We start from the raw sequence: 26,338 nt of genomic DNA, 5'->3' as shown, positions 1-26,338 counted from the left end.
GGATGGCGGGTGCGCAGGGTTTTATCCAGCATTTTCCCAGCGGCTCGGTGCCCATGGCGACGATAAGGGCGCGTCCGGCTTTTGGCCGATGCGCCCTTGCGCAGCCTTGTTATAGTCTGGCCCTTATCAATCGTAAGTCAGGGATCACTGCCATGTCCGGATACCAAGCCTTCGTCGTCGAACTCAGCGGCAACGTTGCCCATGTGCAGATCAACCGCCCGGAAAAGATCAACGCGATGAACGCCGCATTCTGGCGTGAAATCGTCGAGATCTTTCAATGGGTCGAAGACACCGACGCCGTGCGCGCCGTGGTACTCAGCGGTGCGGGCAAGCATTTCTCGTCGGGTATCGACTTGATGCTGCTGGCCCAGGTGGCCAATGACCTGGGCAAGGACGTGGGGCGTAACGCACGCCTGCTGCGGCGCAAGATCCTCGAGCTGCAAGCCTCGTTCAACGCGGTCGACAACTGCCGCAAGCCGGTGCTGGCGGCGATCCAGGGCTACTGCATCGGCGGCGCCATCGACCTGATCAGCGCCTGCGACATGCGTTACGCCGCCGAGGATGCGCAATTCTCCATCAAGGAAGTCGACATTGGCATGGCCGCTGATGTCGGCACCCTGCAACGCCTGCCGCGCATCGTCGGTGACGGCATGCTGCGCGAACTGGCCTACACCGGCCGTCAGTTCGGCGCCGAAGAAGCGCGCAGCATTGGCCTGGTGAACCGTGTGTACCCCGATCACGCCAGCCTGTTGGCCGGGGTCCTGGAGATTGCCCGCGAGGTTGCCGCCAAATCGCCAATTGCCGTGACTGGCACCAAGGCCATGCTCAGCTACATGCGGGACCACAGCGTCAATGACGGTCTGGAATACGTTGCCACCTGGAACGCGGCTATGTTGCAATCCAACGATTTGCGTGTGGCCATCGCGGCCCATATGAGTAAACAGAAACCCGACTTTGTGGATTGACCGACATGACTCCAGGCTGGATTACCACAACGCTGCTGGACAACGAGACTCCCGGTGGCTGGGCCGTTGCGCGCAGCCGCGAGGGCTTTTTACAGGACGCCAATGGCCCGCTGTTTCCGCGTGAATGGCTCAAGCGCCAGGACCTGTCGGTGTTCGCCGAGCACGGTATCGGCCACCTCGATGGCGAGCCGGTGTACCTGCTGGAGCTCAACAGTGCCGCCGACGTGCCAGGCTGCAGTTGGCAGGGCCTGCGCGGCTTCATGCTGCAGGGCGATCACACCCTGTACAAGGTGCTGGGTTATGCGGCGCAAATCGGCACCTGGGCGCGTGAGCACCGTTTCTGCGGCAGTTGCGGTCAGCCCATGGTCCAGGTGCCGCGCGAGCGCGCGATGTTCTGCCCGCCCTGCGATTTGCGCAGTTACCCGCGCATTTCGCCGAGCATGATCGTGCTGGTGACCCGCGGCGACGAGATTCTGCTGGCGCGTTCACCGCGCTTTGTCACGGGGGTGTACAGCACGCTGGCGGGGTTTGCCGAGCCGGGCGAGTCGGCCGAGGAGTGCCTGATTCGTGAGGTGCGTGAAGAAGTGCAGGTGGAGGTGAAGAACATTCAGTACAGGGGCAGCCAATGCTGGCCGTTTCCCCACTCGATGATGCTGGGCTTTCATGCCGAATACGCCGGCGGCGAGATCGTGCCCCAGGCCGACGAGATAGAAGACGCGCAGTGGTTCAATATCCACGCGTTGCCGCCGTTGCCGGCGTCGCGCTCGATTGCGCGCTATCTCATCGACCTGTACCTGGCCCGTCGCCTAGGCCACGCTGAACCAGTGTTGCCAGGCTAGGCGTACGGTCAGACCAAGCACCACGGTGATGAACACCGGGCGAATGAATTTGGCGCCGCCGCTGATTGCGCTGCGTGCGCCAAAGAATGCACCGCACATCACCGACAGGCCCATGGCCAGGCCGACGATCCAGTCCACCGACCCATTGATGATGAACACCGTCAGCGCCGCCGCGTTGCTGACGAAGTTCATGCTGCGCGCCACGCCGCTGGCTTTCACCAGGTCGATGGGGTGCAACAGCATCGTGCTGACGGTCCAGAACGCGCCCGTGCCGGGCCCGGCCACGCCGTCGTAGAAACCCAGGCCGAAGCCCTGGGTGGCCTGCCATTTCTTCCTGATCGGCGCATCGGCATCCAGCGGCGCCTTGGGCGTTCCGCCGAACAGCAGATACACACCACAGGCGAAAACAATCACCGGGAGCATCTTGTTCAGCGTTTCGGCGGGCAGGTAATGCGCGACCACGGCGCCGGTCAGTGCACCAATCAGGGTGCCGACGATGGCGTGCACCCACTGGCGCGGATGGAACAGCTTGCGCCGGTAGAAGGTGAAACTGGCGGTGGCCGAGCCGAAGGTCGAGCTGAGCTTATTGGTGCCCAGCACCAGGTGCGGCGGCATGCCGGCCGTGAGCAGGGCAGGCGTGGTGAGCAAGCCGCCACCGCCGGCGATGGCGTCGATAAAGCCGGCGACAAAGGCAACCACGGCGAGGATGGCCAGGGTGGTGAGGTCTACGCTGAGTTCGAAGGGCATGGGCAGTCGACTTGGGTTGGCGGGCACAACGGGGTGGCTGTGACAAACGGCGCTATCTTACCTGACCGTCAGGCTTTCAATCGCAAAACTGTAATCAAAAAACGGACCTCTATACACTTCCTGCCTGGCCACGGGAGAACCGCCATGCCCCTCGCAAAAATCGCCATCGCCTCATTCGATGTCGACGCCCAGAAAAGCTTCACGCCACTGTGCCCCAATGAGTTGCCGGTGGCCGGTGGTGACCAGATCGGCGCCGAGCTCAACTACATGGCCAGCCTTGCCGGTCATCGTATTGGCAGCAAGGACGCGCACACCCCGCACGCACCCTGGGTAGTCTCTCGGCACAGCGAAATGCTGCAGCCCACGGGCCTGGCGCATGCCGATGTCACCTGGGTCAACCACTGTGTGCCTGGCACCGAGGGCTTCACCCTGCTGGATGAACTGCCCACGCCCTACGACTACGATTACTTCGTCTGGAAAGGCGTCGAACCCGACCTGCATCCCTACGGTGCCTGTTACCACGATCTGCATGACAAGCTCTCCACGGGCGTCATCGAGTACCTCAAGGCTCACAGCGTGCAGCGGGTTATCGTCGGCGGCCTGGCTCTGGACTACTGCGTCAAGATCACCGCCCTGCAGCTGCTCAAGGCGGGTCTGGCGGTGGTGCTGCACCTGCCGGCCTGCCGCGCGATCACGCCGGAGGGCGGCCTGGATGCCGTCGATCAGTTGCTCACGGCAGGCGCCGTCATCAGCCGGACCCGTGAAGAACTGGCCGCGACGCTCGTACGTTCCCATTCCTGCGATTGATCAGACGGCCAAAAAAAGATAACGGGACCTATGGCGGTCAGCGGGTCGCCACGCTGAAAAAGGCTACCTTGGTGCTCAACCTGTCCGCCAGTTCCGCCAGTTCCTGGTTGGCGTTTTCCACCACTTCGGAGCCAACTGCCGATTGCACGGTGGAACTGTGGATACGCGTGACGTTCTGCGCGACCTCTTCGGCGGCGGCGCTCTGCTGCACCGAGGCGCTGGCGATCTGCGCGTTCATGGTGTTGATCGCGCCGACTTCCTCGCTGATCTTGCCCAATGACACTTGCGAATCGCGGGTCTGGCCGACCGTGGTCTGGGCCAGGGCGCGGCTGCGCTGCATGATGTCGGCGGCATCCTGGGTGCCGCTTTGCAGTTTGCCGATCATGTCGCGGATTTCCTGGGTTGACTCCTGAGTGCGGGTCGCAAGCGAGCGCACTTCGTCGGCCACCACCGCAAAGCCGCGGCCATGTTCCCCGGCGCGTGCGGCTTCAATCGCGGCGTTCAGGGCGAGCAGGTTGGTCTGCGCGGCAATCGAGTTGATCACCTCAATCACCGTTTCGATGCTTTCGCTGTCGCTGGACACCTGGTTGACGCGGGTAGTGGCCTGTTCGAGAATTTCCGCCAGTTCTTCAATCGCCACGCTCACTTCACCCACCAGACGGTGGCCGCTGTTGACTTCGGCATCGGCCTGCAGGGTGGCCCTGGCGGCGGCCGAGGCGTAGCCCGATACCTCATTGACCGATGCGGCCATTTGCGTGATGGCGGCGGCCACATGCTGGGCTTCGCTGGTTTGCAGGGTGATCTGCTGGCGGTTGTCGCCGGCCGCAGACAACAGGGTCACCGATGAATCCCGCAAGGCCTGGGCCGATGCGCGCACTTCGGTGATGGTGTCGCCCAGGCGAATCAGGGCATTTTTGAGAATGCCCATTACGCTGTCGGGGTGACGGGTCTCGATACGCTGGTTCAAGTCACCCTGAGCCAGGCGCCGGATCGCCTCGGCCACTTCTTCCGGCTCGGCACCGAGGGTGGCCTTGACCTTGCGGATGATCAGCAGCGACACCAGTACGCTCAACACAATCGCCACGGCGCTGGCCAGCAGCATCAATACCGCGAAGTTGCTCGCTGCGGTTTGCACCGAGTCAAGCTGGTGCCGGATCCGCGCCTCTTCAAAGTCGATCAATGCGTTGACGCGTTTGAGCCACTCGGAATAGAGGTCTGAACTCTGGGCCAGCAACAGCGCCTGTGCGCCGGCGATGTCGTTATTGCGGCGCAGGCTGATGACGCGCTCCGAAGACGCCAGGGTCTGCGTCTCGATAGCCTTGATATCGTTCAGCAGGCGGGTTTCCTCGGCGCTGGCGCCGCCGTTGCCGAACAGGCGGTCGAGTGGCACGGCGGCGTCTTGATAGTCTCGCTTGAGTTGGTCGATCTCGGCCAGGTGCCGATTGAGCGCGGTCTCATCCGTGACCAGTACCGCATCGCGAATAGCGATGGCGCGGTTGTGCACGCTGCCTCGAAAATTGATGGCGTAGCGCTGGGCCACGGCGGCTTTTTCGGCGACGTCCTTGAGCGTGCTGTCGATAAAGCCCACGCGCTGGATACCCACGGCGGTGATCAGCACCAACAGTGACAGGGTGGAAGCAAAGCCCAGGCCGATACGCATCGCCAGCGAGACAGGTTTTTTCATGTGAGGCTCGATTCCAGAGGGATGAGAGATGATGGCTAATAGCTATTCCCGGCGTGGAATCTACTCACCCGCAACCGGCGCGTCCAATCAGTAATTCGCGCACTTGTCATTGAGCAAATTGATCAAGCGCGGGAACATTGGATCCACATACGGTATAACTTGTGGATGCGTTAGTTCTTCGAGGCACCGTTTTTTCATGCAAAACCTTGTGCAACGCCCGCTGTGGCAGACCTACCTGTTCTTTCTCGCACCGATGGTGCTGTCCAACTTCCTGCAAAGCTTTTCCGGCACGTTAAACGGTATTTATGTCGGGCAAATGCTCGGCACCCAGGCGCTGGCGGCGGTGTCGGGGATGTTTCCCATCGTGTTCTTTTTCATTGCCCTGGTGATCGGCCTGGGGGCGGGCGCTTCGGTATTGATCGGCCAGGCGTGGGGGGCTGGCGAGACGGGCATGGTCAAGGTCATCACCGGCGCCACGCTGACCCTCGGCGCGCTGGTGGGGTTGATCGCGGCCGTGCTGGGCAGCCTGTTTGCGCGGCCGGCATTGCAGGCGCTGGGTACACCGCTGGACGTGCTCGACGATGCGGTGGGTTACGCGCAGGTAATGATGTTGATCATGCCGCTGCTGCTGGTGTTCATCCTTTATACGCAGTTGCTGCGCGGGGTCAGCGACACGGTGTCGCCACTGCTGGCGCTGATGGTCTCGACCCTGACGGGGCTGCTGCTGACCCCCGCGTTGATTCGCGGCTGGATCGGCCTGCCGCCCATGGGCATCCAGAGCGCAGTCTATGCGGGGCTGGTGGGCAACACCCTGGCCATGCTGTTTTTGATCCTGCGCCTGCGCCATAAAAAGCACGTGATGGCGCCGGATCGCCAGTTGCTCGCGGCGTTACGCCTGGACCGTGCGATCCTCGGCAAGGTGCTGCGCATCGGCCTGCCGACGGGGCTGCAGATGGTGGTGCTGTCGTTGTCGGAGCTGGTGATTCTGGCACTGGTCAACGGCCACGGTTCCCAAGCCACCGCGGCCTATGGCGCGGTGACGCAGATCGTCAACTATGTGCAGTTTCCGGCGCTGTCGATTGCCATCACCGCCTCGATCCTCGGTGCCCAGGCGATTGGCGCGGGGCGTGTGGAGCGCATCGGGCCGATCCTGCGCGCCGGGCTGTTGATCAATACCTGCCTGACCGGCGGCCTGATCGTGCTGGGTTACGGCCTGTCACACTGGTTGCTGGGGTTGTTCATCACCGACGATACGGCGCGGGTCAATGCCGAACACCTGTTGCACATCATGCTGTGGAGCATCCTGGTGTTCGGCTTCCAGGCCGTGATTGGCGGCATCATGCGCGCCAGCGGTGTAGTGCTGATGCCGGTGGTGATCTCGATTGTCTGTGTGCTGTTCGTCGAGCTGCCGGTGGCGTACCTGCTCAATGCTCACTTCGGCCTCGAAGGCGTGTGGATGGCGTTTCCGGTGACTTACCTGATGATGCTCGCCCTGCAGATCGCGTACTACCGGTTGGTGTGGCGCCACAAGCAGATCAAGCGGTTGATCTGACAGGCGCGCAATCAGGCTGACTCATACCTGATAGCGCGCGCTGTGGCGGTGCCATTCGTTATTGCCGGCCAGCCAGGCTTTTACGCCGGTCAGGAAGCGTTGCAGGGATGGCGAGGCGTGTTCGAGCAGTGCACGTTCCCGGGCTTGGTACTGATGCATGATGCTGTTGTGGATGTCGGCGGTCAGCCACAGGCCTTCCTGCAAGGAACAGTGCTGTTCGTGAGCCAACAATAATGGCAGGTTGAAGTCGCCTATTTGCGGCTGCGCTTCCTTGGGCGCGGAGTAGACGTCATTGGCAATGATGGTTGCACTGGCCGCCAGATTGACCACTTCGCGCACCGGCGCGGAGAAATATACAGCGGCGTCCAGTTCATAGCCGCCCACAATATCGATCAACGCCATGCAGGGTAGAAAACTGTTGACCTGTCGCTGCGCCAGGTATTCCCAGACGCAGGGCAGACTGAGTTCGATGCGCCATGAGGCTTCAGCGTTCATGGTGACGAACATGGCAATCGTCTCCAGCCGAACGCGAGCCATCTGGGGCTCGGAGCCGTAGCGCGCCAGATGACTCATATAACCTTGCAGGCCGCGCAATACCGGATCGGCGCTCAGCGCGCGTTGCAATGACAAATCGTGCGGCGAGGTCAGATAGGCCTTGTCCAGTGCCGCCAGTGCCAGCGACAGGCGCGGGCCCAGCAGCCTGGGAGCCGAGCCGCTGCGTTCATCGTCACAATACTGATCGTCCACCGCGAACAGCGCCGCTATGCATTTTGCCGACAGCAGCAGGCGGTCCGGTACGTCGGTATCGGGGTGGCAGAGCATCGCAAATCGCCCGAAATTGGAAGCGCGTACCTTGTCCGTCTGCCCCTCGAATATGCCCACCTCACTGACCCACGCCAGTAACAGGTCGTTGACGTGATTGCCAAGCGCTTCATCGATATGCGTCGGTGAAGGGCATTCCAGCGGCGGTATCTCCAGACGGAGGTTATTCATCGTGCCTGCTCCTGCGTTATAGCGTGACGGTTATTGTCGGGCGATCAACCCGTGAGGCAGTTGAAACTGAGCGTGCTCCTCGCGACCGGGCAAGGTGTGTATGTGCAACGGTTCAATGCGTGCCAGGGCTGCAATCACATCCTGCACCGAGGCCTCGGGGGTTGAAGCGCCTGCACTGATGCCAACGCTCATCTGCGGTGTAAACCAGCGTGGGTCCACTTCGCTGCCGTCGGCCACCAGATAGCTGGGCGTGCCGCTGTCATTGGCCAACGTGCACAACGTCATCGCGTTGGCGCTGTTGGCATTGCCGACGATCAGTAACACATCCACTTGTGTGCAGAGTTCGCGTACGGCTCGCTGGCGATTTTGCACGGCATAGCAAATATCGCGGCTGGACGGCCCCACGATGTCGGGGTAGCGCCGTTTCAGGGCGTCGACCACCCTGCGCGTGTCGTCGACGCTCAAGGTGGTCTGGGTGAGATAAGCGAGCGGTGTACGGGGAGAAAATCCCAGTGCGTTGACCTGATCGACCGTCTGGATCAGGGTGATCGAGGCGTCTATCTGGCCCAGTATGCCGATGACCTCAGGATGTCCGGGTTCGCCGATCAGAATCAGCCGATAACCCATGGAGGCGTACTGGCGGCCATGGTTGTGCACCTTGGTCACCAGCGGACAGGTGGCATCCAGCACATGAAGATGGCGCTGCGACGCCTCCTGCTCCACAGCGCGCGTCACACCGTGTGCACTGAAAATGGTCACGGCACCACTCGGCACCTGGTCAAGCTCTTCGACAAAAATGGCGCCGTGATCCTGCAATGTCCGAACAACATGGCGGTTGTGCACGATTTCATGCCGTACGTAGACAGGGGTGCCATGTTGCTCCAGGGCCTGCTCGACCGTGTCGATGGCGCGTATCACACCGGCGCAGAAACCCCGTGGCTGAGCCAGGAAAATGTTCATGTTCGTGCACTCGCCTGGCAGGCCGACATAGCGTCGGGCGCCAGGGAACCCAACTGCTGCTCACGGGCGAATTGCTGTATTGAACGGGCGATGCCGATTGCGTCCAGGCTGTAGTGGCTTAATAGCTCGTCAGGTGTTCCATGTTCGATGAAATGGTCGGGCAAGCCCAGTTGCAGCAGCGGCGGGCGTTGTTTCAGGCCGGCCAGATACTCCAGGCAGGCTGATCCGGCACCGCCCATGATGCAGCCCTCTTCAACGGTCACCAGTGCGTCATGTGCCTGCGTGAGCGACAGGATCAGCTCGGCGTCCAGCGGTTTTATGAACCGCATATTGGCCACTGTGACATCGACCAGTGTTGCCGCTTCCAGCGCCCTTTGCGTCATTGAGCCAAATGCCAGGACGGCGATGCGCTGCCCGTGGGCCTGGGTGCTGGTGCGACGAATCTCACCTTTGCCAATCGGCAGTTCCCTCGGTTCGCAGCACGGTTTGGATGCGTTTGCTGACCCTCGTGGGTAACGCACCGCGCAGGGTCCGGATTGTTGCAGTGCGGTGTGCAGCATCTGTCGACATTCGTCTTCGTCTGCGGGGGCCATCAAGATGAGGTTGGGAATGCAGCGCAGGCAGGCAATATCGAATGCGCCCGTATGGGTTGCGCCATCGGCGCCGACGATCCCGGCGCGGTCAATGGCCAGTACCACCGGCAACTGCTGCAGGGCGATGTCATGGATCAGTTGATCGTAGCCGCGCTGCAAGAACGTCGAATAGATGGCCACCACCGGTTTCATGCCCTTGGCTGCCAAGGCTGCGGCAAACGTCAGCGCATGCTGCTCGGCAATACCGACGTCGAAGTAGCGATCGGCAAATCGACGCTCAAATTCCACCAGGCCCGATCCTTCACGCATGGCGGGGGTAATCACGACCACTCGTGGGTCGCGCTCGGCTTCATCAGCCAGCCATTGACCGAACACCTGCGTATACGTAGGTGCAGCAGGGGCCGCCGAGCGAATACCGACGATGGGGTCAAATTTCCCCGGCCCGTGATAGAGCACCGGGTCGGCCGCGGCGGGCGGGTAGCCGTGGCCTTTTTCGGTAACGATATGCAGCAATTGGGGCCCGCGACGGTCTTTCAAGGTGTAGAGCACGTCGAGCAATTGCCCGAGGTCATGCCCGTCGATGGGGCCTGTGTAGGTGAAACCCATGGCCTCGAACAGGTTTGCCGAAGGGCCGTCACTGCGCCTGGCGGCCAACGCGTCCAAGTGCTCGCGCAGCATGCCTACCGACGGCGAGATGGACAGCGCGTTGTCGTTCAGGATTACCAGCAGGGGAAGGTCCCGATACAACCCCGCGTTGTTCATGGCTTCAAAGGCCATGCCGCCACTCAATGCGCCGTCACCGATCACCGCGACGCAATGCCTCTTGCGCGCGTGATGGCGGGAGGCAATGGCCATGCCCAGCGCGGCCGAGATCGAGGTGCTGGAGTGGGCGGTGCCAAAACAGTCGTAAGGGGATTCACTGCGTCGGGGGAAGCCTGAAATCCCGCCAAACTGGCGAATGGTGCCCATCTGCGCACGGCGCTCGGTCAGGATTTTATGGGCATACGCCTGGTGTCCCACGTCCCAGATAATCCGGTCGTCGGGGGTGTCGAAGACGTAATGCAGGGCGATGGTCAGTTCCACAGTGCCCAGGTTCGCAGACAGATGCCCGCCAGTGGCGCTGACGCTGTTGAGGATGAAATTGCGCAGTTCATCAGCGAACGAGGCCAGCGCTTGCGTGGGCAAGGCACGCAGATCAGCAGGGTTGTCGACAGTGCCGAGGCGTTGGTTCATAGCATGACTCCGAAGTGTCTATGCCATCGGACGGTACTGCGGACCAAATGGGATTGAGGAAACGAAATGTAAACTTAGTGAATCAAGGGCAGAACACAAGGGTTGGCCTTAGTTTGATTTCGAATTGACGTTATTCACAAGGCGATCAATGGGTTGTATACGCGCGAAGGCTAGCTTGTTGTGGCGAGCGGGCTTGCCCCGCGTTGGGGTGCGAAGCGCCCCCAATCAAGCAAAACGCGGTGTACCTGATACGGCTCAGCGTCTGGTTTTTGGGCTGCTGCGCAGCCCAACGCAGGACAAGCCTGCTCGCCACAGGGAATCTGCGCTTAACTGACTGGCATTAGAGCTTGCCCCGCGTTGGGCTGCGCAGCAGCCCCCAAGCGACGATTCGACTTGCTCGCGAAGACGATTTTTCGGTGTATCTATCCGTTTCTGCGGTAACGACGACTTAGGGTTCCGCCCTTACGGCGGCTCACTTTTGAAAAGCGCAAAAGTAAGCAAAACGCTCTTGCCCCAACACTCGGCACCTCGCCCAGGCTCGGTGTGCCCTCATGCAGGCTTTGGAGCGTGGGCCGCCGCGATGGGCCATCCTTGGCCCAGCGCGGCTAACCAAACCTGCGTTCGGCCAGCGTGTTTGACGGGGCGCCTAAGATCAAGATCAAAAGCGTGGCGGCCTGAGAGCCGACCGAAATGGTCTGCCGAACGCTGTACAAAATGTGGGAGGGGGCTTGCTCCCGATGGCGTCGGCCCAGCAAACATTGATGTTGAAGACCCACCGCTTTCGCGGGCAAGTCGAATCGTAGCACCGCCGCTCCCACAGGGGAGCGGCGCTTAACTGAACGGCATTGGGGCAAGCCCTAATGCCGTTCAGTTAAGGAAAATGTGTGGGCTTATTGTGGCGAGCGGGCTTGCCCCGCGTTGGGGTGCGAAGCGCCCCCAATCAAGCAAAACGCGGTGTACCTGATACGGCTCAGCGTCTGGTTTTGGGGCTGCTGCGCAGCCCAACGCAGGACAAGCCTGCTCGCCAAAGGGAATCTGCGCTTAACTGACTGGCATTAGGGCAAACCCGCTCGCCACAGGGATGGAGTTACCCAACAGCACCGATGGAGTCAACTGGTCACTGTGCAGGTACCGGCACCTTGATGTTGTAAAAGCTCATTCAACGCCTGGCGGGTGAGGTCGTTCAGGGTGACTTTCTTGCGGTTGGCCTCAAGCGCAGCCGCCAGGTGCAGGTCGTGCCCGACCCGCACATTGAACGAGCCCTTGCAGGGTTTTTCCGGTGTTTGCCCGAGCGCCTGGCAGGTGGCGAGGTAATCGTCCACCGCCTCCTGGAACGCCGTGTCCAGCTCGGCGACTGTCTTGCCTTCGTAGCTCACCAATGCCTTGATGAACAGCACTTTGCCGAACAGGCAGTTGTCTTCGAGGCTGGCCTCGATGGAGCCGATGTAGCCTTTGTGTTTCAGTTGGTTGTTCACTGAATCAGGTCTCCTGATTTCAATTGTTCGATGATCTGACGCCGAATGTAATGCTTCAGTTCGTTGCCGGGGTGAGGCTTGTGCAAGGTGATCATTGCCGTCGGGTCGCCGATGTCGAACTTGACGCGGCTTCCTGCCCCTTCCAGTTGTGTGTAACCGAGACGACGCAACAGCGTGACGAGCTCGGGCCAGGTAAAGGCCATGTGCTCGTTGAGCAGTTTGGCCAGCAGCTTTTCATTTTGGACACGGCGCTCCTTGCCTGTAACTAAAGTTAGTTGCAAAAAGGGGTGTACGTCAATGCTGGCTCGGGTTACTGGTGCGTTCCCGGATTTGATGTAACCCCTCGTGACAGCTCGCTTCGCGCCTTTTCCCCTCGCTAATTTTTCCCTTCGCGGTTCGTTTTATAGGGACGACGTGCCTTTGTGCTTCCTGCCTATTGCTCCGGACCCTTTGAAATGAATGCTGAAGACTCCTTGAAACTTGCTCGCCGGTTTATCAGGTTGCCCCTGGAAAAACGCCAGCTGTTCCTGCAGGCGTTGCAGAACGAAGGGGTGGATTTTTCCCGGTTTCCGATCCCGGCAGGCGTGGAGGCGCAGGACCGCCAGGCGCTGTCCTACGCGCAGCAACGCATGTGGTTTCTCTGGCAGTTGGACCCCGCCAGCGGCGCCTACAACCTGCCCGGTGCGGTGCGGCTCAAGGGCGCGCTGAGTGTGCCCGCGATGGAGCAGGCATTCGCCAGCCTGATCGCGCGCCACGAAACCCTGCGCACGGTGTTCCAGCGTCAGGCCGATGAGCGCCTGCAGCAGGTCGCCGTCGAGCCATCATTGATTATTGAACAGTCGGATATCAGCAACCTGCCCGCCGCTGCGCGCGAACAGGCAGTCGCTGCGGCGGCCACTGCGCAATCGCTGCAGCCATTCAACCTGGAAACCGGCCCGCTGCTGCGCGTCCAACTGCTCAAGCTCGACGTTCGGGAGCACGTCCTGCTGTTGACCTTGCACCACATCGTGTCCGATGGCTGGTCGATGAACGTGTTGATCGACGAGTTCATCCGTTTCTACGACGCTCATGAACGCAACGAGAAGCCGCAACTGCCTGCGCTGCCGATCCAGTACAGCGACTACGCCCTGTGGCAGCGTCGCTGGCTGGAAGCCGGGGAGCAGGCCCGCCAGCTCGATTACTGGCAGGCGCGCCTGGGTGATGAACACCCGGTGCTGGAGTTGCCCACCGATCGCCCGCGCCCGGCGCTGCCGAGTTACTGGGGCACCCGCCATAACTTCGCGATCGACCCCGCGCTGGCCGCCCAACTGCGTCGCTGCGCGCAAGCACACAACGTAACCCTGTTCATGCTGTTGCTCGGTGCGTTCAATGTGCTGCTGCATCGCTACACGGGCCAGGGCGATATTCGCATCGGCGTGCCGATTGCCAACCGCAATCGCAGCGAGGTCGAAGGGCTGATCGGCTTTTTCGTCAACACCCAGGTGCTGCGCACCGAGCTGACCGGGCAGACGCGCATCGGCGAGCTGCTGCAGGGCATCAAAGAGCATGCGCTCGGCGCCCAGGCGCATCAGGAACTGCCGTTCGAGCGCCTGGTGGAAGCGCTCAAGGTGGAACGCAGCCTCAGCCACACGCCGTTGTTCCAGGTGATGTACAACCACCAGCCGGTGGTGGCCGATATTGCCTCGGTGAGCACCGCCTCGGGTCTCGCGCTGTCCGAGGTGGAGTGGCAGGGCCGCACCACCCAGTTCGACCTGAGCCTGGACACCTGGGAAAAGTCCGGCACCCTGCATGCTGCGCTGACCTACGCCAACGACCTGTTCGATGCGCCGACCATCGAGCGCATGGCGCAGCACTGGATCAGCCTGTTGCAGGCCATGGTCAGCGGCGGCGAACAGCGTGTTGGCGAATTGCCGATGCTCGACGAAAGCGAGCAAACGCTGCTGGTGCAGGCCTGGAACCAGACCGCCGAACATTACCCCAGCGAGCGCGCCCTGCATCGGTTGATCGCCGAACAGGTGCAACGCACCCCGCACGCCCCCGCGCTGGTGTTCGGCGCCAGCACCTTGACCTATAGCGAACTCGACACCCGCGCCAACCAACTGGCCAACGCCCTGTGCGAGCGCGGTGTCGGCCCTGACGTGCTGGTGGGCATCTGCGTCGAGCGCTCCGTCGAAATGGTGGTAGGCCTGCTGGCGGTCCTCAAGGCTGGTGGCGCCTACGTGCCGCTGGACCCTGAGTACCCGCGCGAGCGCCTGGCCTACATGATCGAAGACAGCGGCGTCGCGCTGCTGCTCACTCAGGATGCCTTGCTCACGTTGCTGCCAACGGACGGGCTGCAGGTCATGGTGCTCGACCCTGCGCTGAGCGGGTTCGACGCCTTCAGTCCGCACGCGCCCCAGGTCGACGTCGATGCGCTGAACCTCGCCTACGTGATCTACACCTCCGGTTCCACCGGCAAGCCCAAGGGCGCCGGCAACAGCCATCGCGCGCTGGTCAACCGCTTGTGCTGGATGCAACAGGCCTATCGGCTGGACGCCAGTGACGCAGTCCTGCAGAAAACCCCATTCAGCTTCGACGTCTCGGTGTGGGAATTCTTCTGGCCGCTGATGACCGGCGCACGCCTGGTGGTCGCCGCCCCCGGCGAACACCGCGAGCCGGCGCGGCTGATCGAGACCATCGGCCGGCACGCCATTACCACCCTGCATTTCGTACCGTCGATGCTGCAGGCATTTATCCATGAGCCCGGCGTGCAGGCCTGCGCCAGCCTCAAGCGCATCGTGTGCAGCGGCGAAGCCCTGGCGCTGGATGCGCAGCAGCAGGTGTTCGCCAGACTGCCGGCGACGGCCTTGTACAACCTTTACGGCCCCACCGAAGCCGCCATCGACGTGACCCACTGGACCTGCGTCGACGAGGGCGCCGACAGCGTGCCCATCGGCCGTCCGATTGCCAACCTCGTCACCTACGTGCTCGACGCGCAGCTCAACCCGGTGCCTGCCGGCGTGTCCGGTGAGCTGTACCTGGGCGGTATCGGCCTGGCGCGCAGCTACCATCGGCGCCCGGCGTTGACGGCCGAGCGTTTCGTGCCCAGCCCGTTCACCGCAGGCGAGCGCCTGTACCGCACCGGTGACCGCGTGCGCCAGCGTGTCGATGGCGTGATCGACTACCTTGGGCGCCTCGACCATCAGGTCAAGCTGCGCGGCCTGCGCATCGAGCTGGGCGAAATCGAAACCCGCCTCATGCAGCACCCGCAGGTGCGTGAAGCCGTGGTGCTGGTGCATGGCGGCAAACAACTGGTGGCGTGGCTGGTGCCGGAAGGCGAAGCGCCAACCGATCTCAACACCTGGCTGCTCGGCAGCCTGCCCGAGTACATGGTGCCCACCCACTTCGTGCACCTGAGCAAACTGCCGGTGACCGCCAATGGCAAGCTCGACCGCAAGGCATTGCCTGCGCCGGACGCCGCGCCGCAGCAAGCCTTTGTCCCAGCGGAAAATGCCCTGCAAAAGACCCTGGCAACGATCTGGGCCGATGTGCTCGGTGTAGAGCAGGTCGGCCTGGAAGACAACTTCTTCGAACTGGGCGGCGACTCGATCATCTCCATCCAGGTCGTCAGTCGCGCACGTCAGGCGGGGATTCGTCTCAGTCCGCGCGACCTGTTCCAGTACCAGAACGTGCGCAGCCTGGCGCTGGTGGCAAGTGTCGAGCAGGTCAGCCTGATCGACCAGCAACCGGTGCAAGGCGAGGTGCGCCTGACCCCGGTGCAGCAGCACTTTTTCGCCCAGGCGATCCCGGCGCGTCATCACTGGAACCAGTCCCTGCTGCTGACCCCGCGCGAAACCCTCGCGCCTGCTCGCCTTGAAGCAGCGCTGACGCAATTGATCAACCATCACGACGCCTTGCGCCTGCGCTTTGTGTCGCAGGCCGAAGGCTGGACACAAAGCCACGCCGCACCGGTGGCCGAAGCGGCGCTGTGGCAGTGCCGTGCCGACAGCGATGCTGAACTGGCCGCGTTGTGCGATGAAGCCCAGCGCAGTCTCGACCTGGCGCAAGGCCCGCTGCTGCGCGCGGCGCTGGTGAACATGGCCGATGGCACCCAGCGTTTGCTGCTGGTGATCCACCACCTGGTGGTGGACGGCGTGTCCTGGCGCATCCTGCTGGACGACCTGCAACAGGCCTACCATGATGCCGCGCTGCCGGCGAAGACCAGCGCCTATCAGCACTGGGCGCGGCATCTGCACGACCACGCGCAAACCCTCAACGGGCAACTGCCGTACTGGCAGGCGCAAACCGTCGACACCGAACTGCCTTGCGACCACCCCGAGGGCGGTCTGCAGAACCGTCTGGGCAGCAGGATCGAAGTGCGCCTTGACGCCGAGCACACGCGCCAACTGCTGCAGCACGCCCCGGCGGCCTACCGCACCCAGGTCAACGACCTGTTGCTGACCGCACTGGCGCGCGTCATCAGCCGCTGGAGCGCGCAACCGGCCGCGTTGATTCAACTGGAAGGCCATGGCCGCGAAGACCTGTTCGACAGCCTCGACCTGAGCCGCACGGTCGGCTGGTTCACCAGCCTGTTTCCGTTGCGGCTGGAGGCGGGCGGTGAGTTGTCCGGTGCGATCAAGGCGGTCAAGGAGCAATTGCGCGCCGTGCCCGATAAAGGCATCGGCTACGGCTTGTTGCGCTACCTCGGCACGCCCGACGCTGGCGCTGCCTTGTCGAATCTGACCGCGCCGCGCATCACCTTCAACTACCTGGGCCAGTTCGATCGCCAGTTCGATGAGTCGGCGCTGTTCGTTCCGGCCACCCAGGGCAGCGGCCTGGCCCAGGACCCCGAGGCGCCGCTGGCCAACTGGTTGACGGTGGAAGGGCAGGTGTACGGCGGTGAACTGGCGTTGCAATGGGGCTTCAGTCGCGAGATGTTCGACGCGGCAACCATCCAGCGCCTGGCGGATGAATACGCCGTCGAACTCAAGGCCCTGATCGCCCATTGCTGTGCCACGCCTGCCGGGCAAGTCACGCCGTCGGACTTCCCGCTGGCGCGCCTCACCCAGCAGCAGCTGGATGCGCTGCCGGTGCCGGGGCCGGCCATCGCCGACCTGTACCCGTTGTCGCCGATGCAACAGGGCATGCTGTTCCACACCCTCTACGAACCCGAGGCGCAGGCCTACATCAACCAGTTGCGCCTGGATATCGAAGGCCTGGACCTGCTGAAGTTCGGGCGTGCCTGGCAGGCCGCGCTGGACCGTCACGATATCCTGCGCAGCAGCTTCCACTGGCTGGGCCTGGACAGTGCCCATCAACTGATCCAGCGCCAGGTCGACCTGCAATTGCAGGTGATTGAAGACCCAGACGCCGACGTCGATGCGCTGGCCGATGCCGAGCGCGAGCAGGGCTTCGCGCTCGACCGCGCGCCGCTGTTCCGTCTGCTGCTGGTGCGCGGTGCCGGGGTTGCCTGGCACCTTGTTTTCACCAGTCACCACATCCTGATGGACGGCTGGAGCAACGCCCAGTTGCTCGGCGAAGTCATCGCCCATTACGCGGGCCAGGCGGTGCCTGCGCCATTGGGGCAGTTCCGCGATTACCTCGGCTGGCTGCAACAGCAGGCATCCGGCGAAGCGTTCTGGAAAACCGCCCTGGCCCCCGTGCAGGCGCCGACCCTGCTGGCCGATGCGCTGCGTGCGCCGGTGGACGGCGTGGGCATGGCCGAGCATCAGGTGGCGTTTGGCAGTGAGTTCAGCGCCGCCCTCGGCACGTTCGCGCGCCAGCACAAAGTGACCCTCAACACCGTGCTGCAAGGCGCCTGGAGCCTGTTGCTGCAACGCTACAGCGGCCAGGACTGCGTGGTGTTTGGCGCCACGGTCGCCGGGCGGTCCGCGCCGCTGCCGGGCATCGAGCAGCAACTGGGCCTGTTCATCAACACCCTGCCGATCATCAGCGCCGCCTCGCCGGCCCAGTCGACAGGCGCGTGGCTGGGCGAGTTGCAGGCGCTCAACCTCAGCCTGCGTGACCACGAACACGTGCCGCTCTACACCATCCAGGGCTGGGCCGGCCAGCAGGGCGCAGCGCTGTTCGACACGCTGCTGGTGTTCGAAAACTTCCCGGTCGCCGAAGCACTCAAGCAGGGCGCGCCTGCCGGGCTGACCTTCGGGGCACTGCACAACCACGAGCGCACCAGCTACCCGCTGACCCTTGGCATCGAACTGGGCGAGCGCCTGCGTCTGGAATTCAGCTATGACCGCGCGCGCTTCAGTGCCGCGCAGGTGGCGCGATTGAGCGCCAACCTGCAGCATCTGCTGGCGCAAATGATGGCGGATGCCGACAGCTGCCTGGGCAACCTGCAACTGCTGGACGCCAGCGCGCAGCGCGAGGTGCTCGCCCTCAGCCAACAGCCCGATGCGGCCCCGCGCCCTCTGCGGGTACATCAGCGCATCGCCGCCCAGGCCCTGGCGACGCCGGCCGCCCTGGCGGTGCAGGCGGGCAGCGAGCGCCTGGACTATGCCGCGCTCAATGCGCGGGCCAACCGCCTGGCGCACCGCTTGCTGGAGCTGGGCGTAGGGCCGGGACAGCGGGTGGGATTGGCGTCGCGGCGCGGCCCGCAACTGATTGTCAGCCTGCTGGCGGTGCTCAAAAGCGGCGCCGCCTATGTACCGCTGGACCCGAGCTATCCGGCCGACCGTCTGGCCTACATGCTGGCGGACAGCCGCCTGGACCTGTTGCTCAGCGAAACCGGGCTGCTGGTCGAGTTGCCGCTGCCCCCAGCACTGACGCGCCTGGCATTCAGCGCCGGCGGTGAAGAACTGGCCGATTATCCGTCAAGCAATCCGCCCAACCACGCGCAGGCCGCAGACCTCGCCTACGTGATCTACACCTCCGGCTCCACCGGCCAGCCCAAGGGCGTGGCCATCGATCACGCCGCCCTCGGTCAGTTCTGCGACAGCGCCCACAGCTACAGCCAACTGACCACACAAGACCGTGTGCTGCAATTTGCCACGTTCAGCTTCGACGGCTTTGTCGAGCAATGCTACCCGCCGCTGTGTGCGGGCGCGGCGCTGATTATGCGCGGCGATGAACTGTGGGATGCCGGGCAACTGGCCCGGGAAATCGTCGAGCAGGGCGTGACCCTGGCTGACTTGCCGGCCGCCTACTGGTATTTGCTCGCCAGGGAGTGCGCTGAGAGTCGGCGCTCCCTGGGCAACCTGCGTCAGGTGCACGTGGGCGGTGAAGCCATGGCCGTGGAAGGCGTGCGCGCCTGGCATGCGGCCGGGCTGGGCGCGGTGCGCTTGCTCAATACCTACGGGCCGACCGAGGCCACGGTGGTGTCCAGCGTGCATGCCTGCCAGTTGGCCGATGCCGGCGACGCGTTTGGCGTGCCCATTGGCCGCGCGATTGCGGGCCGTGCGCTGTATGTGCTCGACAGCGGTTTCGAGCTGCTGGCCACCGACGGCGTCGGCGAATTGTGCATCGGTGCCCACGCCGGCCTGGCCCAGGGCTATTTCGAGCGTCCGGCGCTGACCGCCGAACGCTTCCTGCCGGACCCGTTTTCCAGCGTCCCCGGCGCGCGGCTCTACCGCAGCGGCGACCTGGCCCGTTACACCGAGGCCGGTGCGCTGGAATACGTGGGGCGCATCGACCACCAAGTGAAGATTCGCGGTTTCCGTATCGAGATGGGCGAAATCGAGGCCGGCCTGCAAGCCTTGCCGCAGGTGCGTGAGGCGGCCGTGCTGGCCCTGCCGGGCGCGACCGGTGCACAGCTGGTGGCCTACGTCGTTGCGGCCCAGGCCCACAGCCTGGACACCCAGGCGCTGGCGGCGACCCTGCGCCGGTCATTGCCGGACTACATGGTGCCCGCGCAATGGGTGGTCCTTGACGCCTTGCCGCTCAACATCAACGGCAAGCTGGATCGCCGCGCACTGCCGGCACCGGACCTGAACCTGACGCGGCAGGCTTACCGTGCCCCGCAAAGCCCGCTGCAGCAGCAGTTGGCGGTGATCTGGCAGAGGGTGTTGCAGGTTGAGCAGGTGGGCCTTGATGACCACTTTTTCGAGCGCGGCGGCCATTCATTGCTCGCCACCCAGGTGGTCTCGCGAGTGCGCCATGAACTCGCGCTGGAAGTGCCGCTGCGCGCGCTGTTCGAACAGCCGACCCTGCAAGCCTTCGCCCTGGCCTGCGCCGGCTTGCAGGCCGATACGGCGCCGGCGCTGACGGCCATTGGCCGAGACCAACCACTGGCCCTGTCTTTCGCCCAGGAGCGCCAGTGGTTCCTCTGGCAACTGGACCCCACCAGCGCCGCCTACCATGTGCCCACTGCGCTGCACCTGCGCGGTCAACTGGATACGGCGGCCCTCGAGCGCGCGCTGCAGTGCCTGATTCAACGTCACGAGCCGCTGCGCACGACCTTTGTGGAGGAGGGTGAGCGTACCTGGCAAAAGATTCACGCGTCCCTCGCCCTGCCGATCGAACGCCAAGCCATCGACGCCCTGGCCATCGAGCAGGCCGTAGCGCAGGAAATCCAGCGTCCCTTCGACCTGCGCAACGGTCCGTTGATGCGGGTGAAACTGCTGGAAATCGACGCTGAGCACCAGGTGCTGGTGATCACCCAGCATCACATCATCTCCGACGGCTGGTCGATGCAAGTGATGGTGGACGAACTGGTGGCGCTGTATCAGGGCCACGCGCCACTGCCGGCGTTGCCAATCCAGTACGCCGACTATGCGCAGTGGCAACGCGATTGGATGGCCGCCGGCGAGCAGCAGCGCCAGCTCGATTACTGGCGCGCAAGGCTGGGCAGCGAGCATGCGCTGCTGGAACTGCCGCTGGACCACCCGCGCCCGGCGGTGCAAAGCCATCGCGGTGCGCGGCGGCAGATTCATCTGGACGCCTCGTTGGTGACCGAACTCAAGGCACTCGCCCAGCGCCAGGACGTGACCCTGTTCATGCTGCTGCTGGCGTCGTTCCAGACCTTGCTGCACCGCTACAGCGGGCAGTCCGAGGTGCGCGTCGGGGTGCCGATTGCCAACCGCAATCGCCTGGAAACCGAGCGCCTGATCGGCTTTTTCGTCAACACCCAGGTGCTCCAGGCCAACCTGCACGGGCAGATGCCCTTCGACCAGTTGCTCGCTCAGGTCAAGCAGCACGCCCTGCAAGCCCAGGCCCATCAGGACTTGCCGTTCGAGCAGTTGGTGGAAGCGCTGCAACCGGCGCGCAGCCTCAGCCATAACCCGCTGTTCCAGGTGATGTTCAATCATCAGGACACCCTGCGCACGGCCCCGCTGCAAGTGGCCGGGCTGGACCTGCAGCCGGTGGACTGGGCGGCGCACACCACCCAGTTTGACCTCAACCTGGAAACCGAAGAGTCCGCCGATGGCCTGTGGGCTTCGCTGACCTACGCCACCGACCTGTTCCTGCCCGCGACCGTGGCGCGCATGGCCGAGCACTGGCACACCCTGCTGCATGCGGTGGTACGCGATGCGTCGCAGGCGCTGGATGAGCTGACCCTGCTCAGCGCGCCGCAGTGCCGGCAAATGCTCGAAGACTGGAACCGCACGCAGGTCGACTACCCGCGCGAGCGCTGCGTGCACCAGCTGTTCGAGGCGCACGCGCTGGCGCAGCCGGAGGCGACCGCCGTGCAATTCAACGGCGACGCCTTGAGCTACGGCGCACTCAATCGTCGCGCCAACGGCCTGGCCAATCGCCTGATCGCCGCGGGCGTGGGCCCTGACGTGCTGGTGGCCGTGCATGTCGAGCGCTCGCTTGCGATGGTGGTCGGCCTGCTGGCGGTCCTCAAGGCCGGTGGCGCCTATGTGCCGCTGGATCCGCAGTTCCCCGCCGATCGCCTGGCGTTCATGCTCGACGACAGCCGTGCCCGGGTGCTGTTGACCCAGTCGCAGTTGCTTGGGCGCCTACCGCTGCCCGACGGCGTGCAGGTGTTGACGATTGACGCTGCCGAGAGTGCCGAGCACAACCCGCAGGTCGAGGTGGCGCCGCAGCACCTGGCCTACGTGATCTACACCTCCGGTTCCACCGGCAGGCCCAAGGGCGTGATGGTGCCGCATCAGGCGCTGTGCAGCTTTGCCAGCGGCATGGCCGCTACCCTGGAGATCGGACGCGAGGCACGGATGCTGTCGCTGACCACCTTCTCGTTCGACATCTTTGCGCTGGAACTGTATGTGCCGTTGACCGTGGGCGCGACGGTGCTGCTGAGCGGACAGGAAATGGCGCTCGACCCCGAAGCGATCATCGACCTGGCCCGCGATCAGGCCGCCACCGTGCTGCAAGCCACACCATCCAGCTGGCGCATGCTGCTGGAAAGCCCGCGCGCCGAATGGTTGAGCGGCATCAAGCGCCTGTGCGGCGGTGAAGCGCTGCCGGTCGACCTGGCCCAGCGCATGCTCGATCTGCAAGGCCCGGTGTGGAACCTCTATGGCCCCACCGAAACCACCATCTGGTCGGCGGCCCATCGCCTGACCACCGCGCAGCCTTTTGTCGGCAGGCCGGTGGCCAATACCACGCTGTTCATCCTCAACGCCGGACTGACGCCAAGCCCGGTCGGTGCGGCAGGCGAACTGCTGATCGGCGGCATCGGCCTGGCGCGCGGTTACCACGCGCGGCCGGCACTCACGGCCGAGCGTTTTGTGCCCAACCCCTACGGTGCGCCGGGCGAGCGCCTGTACCGCACCGGCGACCTGGCGCGCTACCGCGCCGATGGCGTGGTGGCGTATATCGGTCGGGTCGACCATCAGGTGAAAGTGCGCGGGTTCCGTATCGAGCTGGGCGAAATCGAAGCCTGCCTGCGCGAGCTTGCCGATGTGCGCGAGGCCGTGGTGCTGGCCGATAATGATCGCCTGATCGCGTATCTGGTGACCGCCGAACCGCAACCCCAGGCGTCCTATAAAGCCGCCCTGCGTGAACATTTGCCGGACTACATGGTGCCCGCGCAGGTGATATTTCTCGACAGCCTGCCACTGACCCCCAACGGCAAACTCGATCGCAAGGCATTGCCCAGGGTTGACGCCGCGCTGCCGAGCAAAGGCCATGTGCCGCCGGTCAGCGCGCGCGAGCAACAGGTTGCGGCGATCTGGGCCGACGTCCTGGGCGTGCCGCAGGTCGGCCTCGACGATCACTTCTTCGAATTGGGCGGGCATTCGTTACTGGCCACACGCGTGGTGTCCCGCGTGCGCCAGGCGCTGGCGCTGGAAGTGCCGCTCAAGCGCCTGTTCGAACAACCGTTGCTGGGTGATTTCGTGCGGGCATTGGGCGAGGAGGCGGTGGTTGCACCGCCGCTGGTCCCGGTTGACCGCAGCCAGCCGTTGCCATTGTCCTACGCCCAGGAACGCCAGTGGTTCCTCTGGCAACTGGACCCCGAAAGCGCCGCGTACCATATTCCCAGCGCCCTGCGTTTGCGCGGCCCGCTGGACCTGGCCGCGCTGCAACGCAGTGTCGACACCTTGCTGGCGCGCCATGAAAGCCTGCGCACGCACGTGCGCCAGGAAGGTGGCGCGACGGTGCAGGTCATCAAGGAATCGGGGCTGATCGAAGTCGAGGTGAGCGACAGCGATGAAGCCCGCTTGAAAGCCGACGTTGCGCAGATCATCGGGCAGCCGTTCGATCTGCTGCGCGGGCCCGTGCTGCGGGTCCGGCTGCTGCGTCTGGCGGCCCACGAGCATGTGCTGGTGCTGGTGCAGCACCACATCGTCTCCGATGGCTGGTCGATGCAATTGATGGTCGAGGAACTGGTGCAGATGTACGCCGCGTTCAGCCACGGCCGCACGCCGGCGTTGCCGGCACTGCCAATCCAGTACGCCGACTACGCTGTGTGGCAACGCAACTGGATGCAGGCCGGTGAGAAGGCGCGTCAATTGGCGTACTGGCGCGAGCAGTTGGGCGGCCCGCAACCGGTGCTGGAATTGCCGTTCGACTACCTGCGCCCGGCCGTGCAAAGCCATCGCGGCGCACGCCTGGGCATCGAGTTGCCGGCGCCGCTGTTGGCCGATTTACGCAGCCTGGCCCAACGCTGTGAAGTGACCTTGCCGATGTTGCTGCTGGCGTCTTATCAGGCTTTGCTGCACCGCTACAGCGGCCAGGAAGACGTGCGCGTCGGCGTGCCGATTGCCAACCGCAATCGCCTGGAAACCGAAGGGCTGATCGGCTTTTTCGTCAACACCCAGGTACTCAAGGCCGATATCCACGGGCAGATGAGCGTCGAGCAGCTGTTGCAGCAAACCCGTCAGCGCGCGCTGGAGGCCCAGGCTCATCAGGACCTGCCGTTCGAGCAACTGGTGGAGGCCTTGCAGCCCGAGCGCAGCCTGAGTCTGAGCCCGCTGTTCCAGGTGTTGTTCAACCATCGCCAGACCTCCGTCGACAGCCATTTGCAACGCCTGGACGACTTGAATATCGACGTGTTGAGCTGGGACGACGACATTGCCCAGTTTGATCTGGCGCTGGACGTGGAGGAAAGCCAGCACACGTTGCGCGCGTCCCTGAGTTACGCCACCGACCTGTTCGCCCCTGCGACCATCGAGCGCATGGCCGGCCACTGGCAGAACCTGTTGCGGGCGATGGTCGCCGACCGGCAGCAGAGCATCGGTGCGCTCAACCTGCTGGATGCGGAGGAGCAACAGCAGATTCTTCAGCTATGGAATCGCTCCGACTCCGGCTTCTCGGCTGAGCGGCTGGTGCATGAACTGTTCGCCGACCGCGCGCGGGAAACGCCGCAGGCGGTGGCGGTAAAGTTCGACGCGCAAACCCTGACCTACGGCGAGCTCGACCGCCAGGCCAACCGCCTGGCCCATGCCTTGATCGCCCAGGGCGTCGGCCCGGAAGTGCGGGTGGCGATTGCCATGCCGCGCAGCGCCGAGATCATGGTGGCGTTCCTTGCGGTGATGAAGGCCGGCGGCGTGTATGTGCCGCTGGACATCGAATACCCGCGTGATCGTCTGCTGTACATGCTGCAGGACAGCCGCGCACAGCTGCTGCTGACGCATACCTGCGCGTTGCAGCAACTGCCGATTCCGCAAGGGCTGGCGACGCTGGCCATCGACCGCACCGAGGACTGGGCCGGTTACAGCGACGCGCCACCGGCTGTCGCGCTGCACGGCGACAACCTCGCCTACGTGATCTACACCTCCGGCTCCACCGGCATGCCCAAGGGCGTCGCGGTGTCCCACGGCCCGTTGGTGGCGCACATCATCGCCACTGGCGAGCGCTACGAAACCGGCCCGGCCGATTGCGAACTGCACTTCATGTCGTTTGCCTTCGACGGCTCCCATGAGGGTTGGATGCACCCGCTGATCAACGGCGCCAGCGTGCTGATCCGCGACGACAGCCTGTGGCTGCCCGAATACACCTACCAGCAAATGCACCGCCATCACGTGACCATGGCGGTGTTCCCGCCGGTGTACCTGCAACAACTGGCCGAGCACGCCGAGCGCGACGGCAACCCACCGGCGGTGCGGGTTTATTGCTTTGGCGGTGATGCCGTGGCGCAGGCCAGCTATGACCTGGCCTGGCGCGCGCTCAAGCCCACCTATCTGTTCAACGGCTATGGCCCCACCGAAACCGTGGTCACCCCCTTGCTGTGGAAGGCGCGCCAGGGCGACCCGTGCGGCGCCGTCTACGCCCCCATCGGCACCTTGCTCGGCAACCGCAGCGGCTATGTGCTGGATGCGCAGTTGAACCTGCAACCCATCGGTGTGGCCGGTGAGTTGTACCTGGGCGGCGAGGGCGTGGCCCGTGGTTACCTGGAGCGTCCGGCACTCACCGCCGAACGCTTTGTGCCGGACCCGTTCGGCACGCCGGGCAGCCGCGTCTATCGCAGCGGCGACCTGACCCGTGGGCGTCCCGATGGCGTGGTGGACTACCTCGGTCGTGTCGACCACCAGGTGAAAGTCCGCGGTTTCCGTATCGAACTGGGCGAAATCGAAGCGCGCCTGCGCGAACAGGACAACGTCGGTGAAACCGTGGTGGTCGCCCAGGACGGCCCGACCGGCAAGCAACTGGTGGCCTACGTGGTGGCGGCAGAGGCTGTGGCCGACCAGGCCGAGTGGCGCGACACCCTGCGCCGCGCCCTGAAGATGCGCCTGCCGGATTACATGGTGCCGGCGCACCTGGTGTTTCTGGCGCAGATGCCGCTGACCCCCAACGGCAAGCTCGACCGCAAGGCCCTGCCGGTGCCGGACGCCAGCCAGATGCAGCAGCGCTACGTGGCGCCGGTCAGCGAACTGGAACAGCAGGTCGCCGCCATCTGGGCCGACATTCTGCACCTGCCGCAGGTGGGCCTGAACGACAACTTCTTTGCAGTGGGCGGGCATTCCCTGCTGGCGATCCAGATCACCTCGCGGGTCCAGGCCGAACTGGGCCTGGAGGTGCCGTTGATGGAGCTGTTCCAGACCGAATCGCTGCAGGCCTACGTGCAGGCCGCCGCCACCTTGCGCGCCGGTACCGTGGAAGATTTTGATGACCTTCGTGACTTTTTGAGCGAACTAGAGGCGATTTGAC

At 63.9% G+C, this 26,338-nt stretch carries 12 protein-coding genes; 5 read left to right on the top strand and 7 right to left on the bottom strand.

Going from position 1 to position 26,338, the window contains the following annotated elements; genetic code table 11:
* Positions 1 to 152: 152 nt before the first annotated feature.
* Together JOE32_RS06375 and nudC are read left to right on the top strand one after the other, a co-directional pair.
* On the top strand, positions 153 to 965 hold the full coding sequence (locus JOE32_RS06375; RefSeq protein WP_209982439.1) for a crotonase/enoyl-CoA hydratase family protein: 813 nt from the start codon (positions 153 to 155) through the stop codon (positions 963 to 965).
* Between the two features lie 5 nt (positions 966 to 970).
* Complete coding sequence (gene nudC / locus JOE32_RS06370) at positions 971 to 1,804, top strand: NAD(+) diphosphatase (RefSeq protein WP_209982437.1); 834 nt, start codon at positions 971 to 973, stop codon at positions 1,802 to 1,804.
* Here nudC and JOE32_RS06365 read toward each other — a convergent pair.
* Positions 1,772 to 2,551, bottom strand: coding sequence for a TSUP family transporter (locus tag JOE32_RS06365; protein WP_209982435.1), 780 nt, complete (start codon positions 2,549 to 2,551; stop codon positions 1,772 to 1,774). The two genes, nudC and JOE32_RS06365, sit on opposite strands and share 33 nt — an antisense overlap.
* A 144-nt stretch (positions 2,552 to 2,695) precedes the next feature.
* On the opposite strand from JOE32_RS06365, the gene JOE32_RS06360 reads away from it, so the two are divergent.
* Positions 2,696 to 3,358, top strand: a complete 663-nt coding sequence (locus JOE32_RS06360) for an isochorismatase family protein (protein WP_209982433.1) — start codon at positions 2,696 to 2,698, stop codon at positions 3,356 to 3,358.
* A 37-nt stretch (positions 3,359 to 3,395) separates the two neighbouring features.
* Here JOE32_RS06360 and JOE32_RS06355 read toward each other — a convergent pair whose 3' ends face one another.
* A complete protein-coding gene (locus JOE32_RS06355) occupies positions 3,396 to 5,042 on the bottom strand; it encodes a methyl-accepting chemotaxis protein (protein WP_209982431.1) in 1,647 nt (548 codons plus the stop codon).
* A 196-nt stretch (positions 5,043 to 5,238) separates the two neighbouring features.
* On the opposite strand from JOE32_RS06355, the gene JOE32_RS06350 reads away from it, so the two are divergent.
* Positions 5,239 to 6,594 (top strand): MATE family efflux transporter, encoded by a 1,356-nt coding sequence (locus JOE32_RS06350; RefSeq protein ID WP_209982429.1) that lies wholly within the window; start codon positions 5,239 to 5,241, stop codon positions 6,592 to 6,594.
* 21 nt (positions 6,595 to 6,615) lie between these two features.
* Here the strand turns inward: JOE32_RS06350 and JOE32_RS06345 are convergent, their stop codons facing one another.
* The 5 genes from JOE32_RS06345 to JOE32_RS06325 form a co-directional block, all read right to left on the bottom strand.
* Complete coding sequence (locus JOE32_RS06345; protein ID WP_209982426.1) at positions 6,616 to 7,587, bottom strand: hypothetical protein; 972 nt, start codon at positions 7,585 to 7,587, stop codon at positions 6,616 to 6,618.
* 30 nt (positions 7,588 to 7,617) lie between these two features.
* Positions 7,618 to 8,547, bottom strand: coding sequence for a 4-hydroxy-3-methylbut-2-enyl diphosphate reductase (gene ispH, locus JOE32_RS06340; RefSeq protein ID WP_209982424.1), 930 nt, complete (start codon positions 8,545 to 8,547; stop codon positions 7,618 to 7,620).
* Positions 8,544 to 10,373: a 1-deoxy-D-xylulose-5-phosphate synthase gene (gene dxs, locus JOE32_RS06335; protein WP_209982422.1), complete on the bottom strand. Its 1,830-nt coding sequence runs from the start codon at positions 10,371 to 10,373 to the stop codon at positions 8,544 to 8,546. The genes ispH and dxs overlap by 4 nt, the downstream gene beginning before the upstream one ends.
* Positions 10,374 to 11,482: 1,109 nt before the next feature.
* Positions 11,483 to 11,848 carry a type II toxin-antitoxin system HicB family antitoxin gene (locus JOE32_RS06330; RefSeq protein WP_209982420.1) on the bottom strand — a complete coding sequence of 122 codons (366 nt, stop codon included), beginning with the start codon at positions 11,846 to 11,848 and terminating at the stop codon, positions 11,483 to 11,485.
* Positions 11,845 to 12,051 (bottom strand): type II toxin-antitoxin system HicA family toxin, encoded by a 207-nt coding sequence (locus tag JOE32_RS06325; protein WP_186351039.1) that lies wholly within the window; start codon positions 12,049 to 12,051, stop codon positions 11,845 to 11,847. The genes JOE32_RS06330 and JOE32_RS06325 overlap by 4 nt, the downstream gene beginning before the upstream one ends.
* A 252-nt stretch (positions 12,052 to 12,303) precedes the next feature.
* Here JOE32_RS06325 and JOE32_RS06320 point away from each other — a divergent pair, with 252 nt between their 5' ends.
* Entirely contained in the window at positions 12,304 to 26,337 is a 14,034-nt protein-coding gene (locus JOE32_RS06320; protein WP_209982419.1) for a non-ribosomal peptide synthase/polyketide synthase, read from the top strand.
* The last annotated feature ends 1 nt before the right edge of the window (position 26,338 follow it).

The organism is Pseudomonas sp. PvP025 (assembly GCF_017832155.1).
Lineage (GTDB): Bacteria > Pseudomonadota > Gammaproteobacteria > Pseudomonadales > Pseudomonadaceae > Aquipseudomonas.
The sequence above is the reverse complement of the archived record's forward strand: the minus strand, read 5'-3'. Positions and strand labels throughout refer to the sequence as shown.

What these genes read in the sequence shown, in the direction of transcription:
- JOE32_RS06375 (WP_209982439.1), top strand. Translation starts at nt 153, where the DNA reads ATGTCCGGATACCAAGCCTTCGTCGTCGAACTCAGCGGCAACGTTGCC.
- nudC (WP_209982437.1), top strand. Translation starts at nt 971, where the DNA reads ATGACTCCAGGCTGGATTACCACAACGCTGCTGGACAACGAGACTCCC.
- JOE32_RS06365 (WP_209982435.1), bottom strand. Translation starts at nt 2,551, where the DNA reads ATGCCCTTCGAACTCAGCGTAGACCTCACCACCCTGGCCATCCTCGCC.
- JOE32_RS06360 (WP_209982433.1), top strand. Translation starts at nt 2,696, where the DNA reads ATGCCCCTCGCAAAAATCGCCATCGCCTCATTCGATGTCGACGCCCAG.
- JOE32_RS06355 (WP_209982431.1), bottom strand. Translation starts at nt 5,042, where the DNA reads ATGAAAAAACCTGTCTCGCTGGCGATGCGTATCGGCCTGGGCTTTGCT.
- JOE32_RS06350 (WP_209982429.1), top strand. Translation starts at nt 5,239, where the DNA reads ATGCAAAACCTTGTGCAACGCCCGCTGTGGCAGACCTACCTGTTCTTT.
- JOE32_RS06345 (WP_209982426.1), bottom strand. Translation starts at nt 7,587, where the DNA reads ATGAATAACCTCCGTCTGGAGATACCGCCGCTGGAATGCCCTTCACCG.
- ispH (WP_209982424.1), bottom strand. Translation starts at nt 8,547, where the DNA reads ATGAACATTTTCCTGGCTCAGCCACGGGGTTTCTGCGCCGGTGTGATA.
- dxs (WP_209982422.1), bottom strand. Translation starts at nt 10,373, where the DNA reads ATGAACCAACGCCTCGGCACTGTCGACAACCCTGCTGATCTGCGTGCC.
- JOE32_RS06325 (WP_186351039.1), bottom strand. Translation starts at nt 12,051, where the DNA reads ATGGCCTTTACCTGGCCCGAGCTCGTCACGCTGTTGCGTCGTCTCGGT.
- JOE32_RS06320 (WP_209982419.1), top strand. Translation starts at nt 12,304, where the DNA reads ATGAATGCTGAAGACTCCTTGAAACTTGCTCGCCGGTTTATCAGGTTG.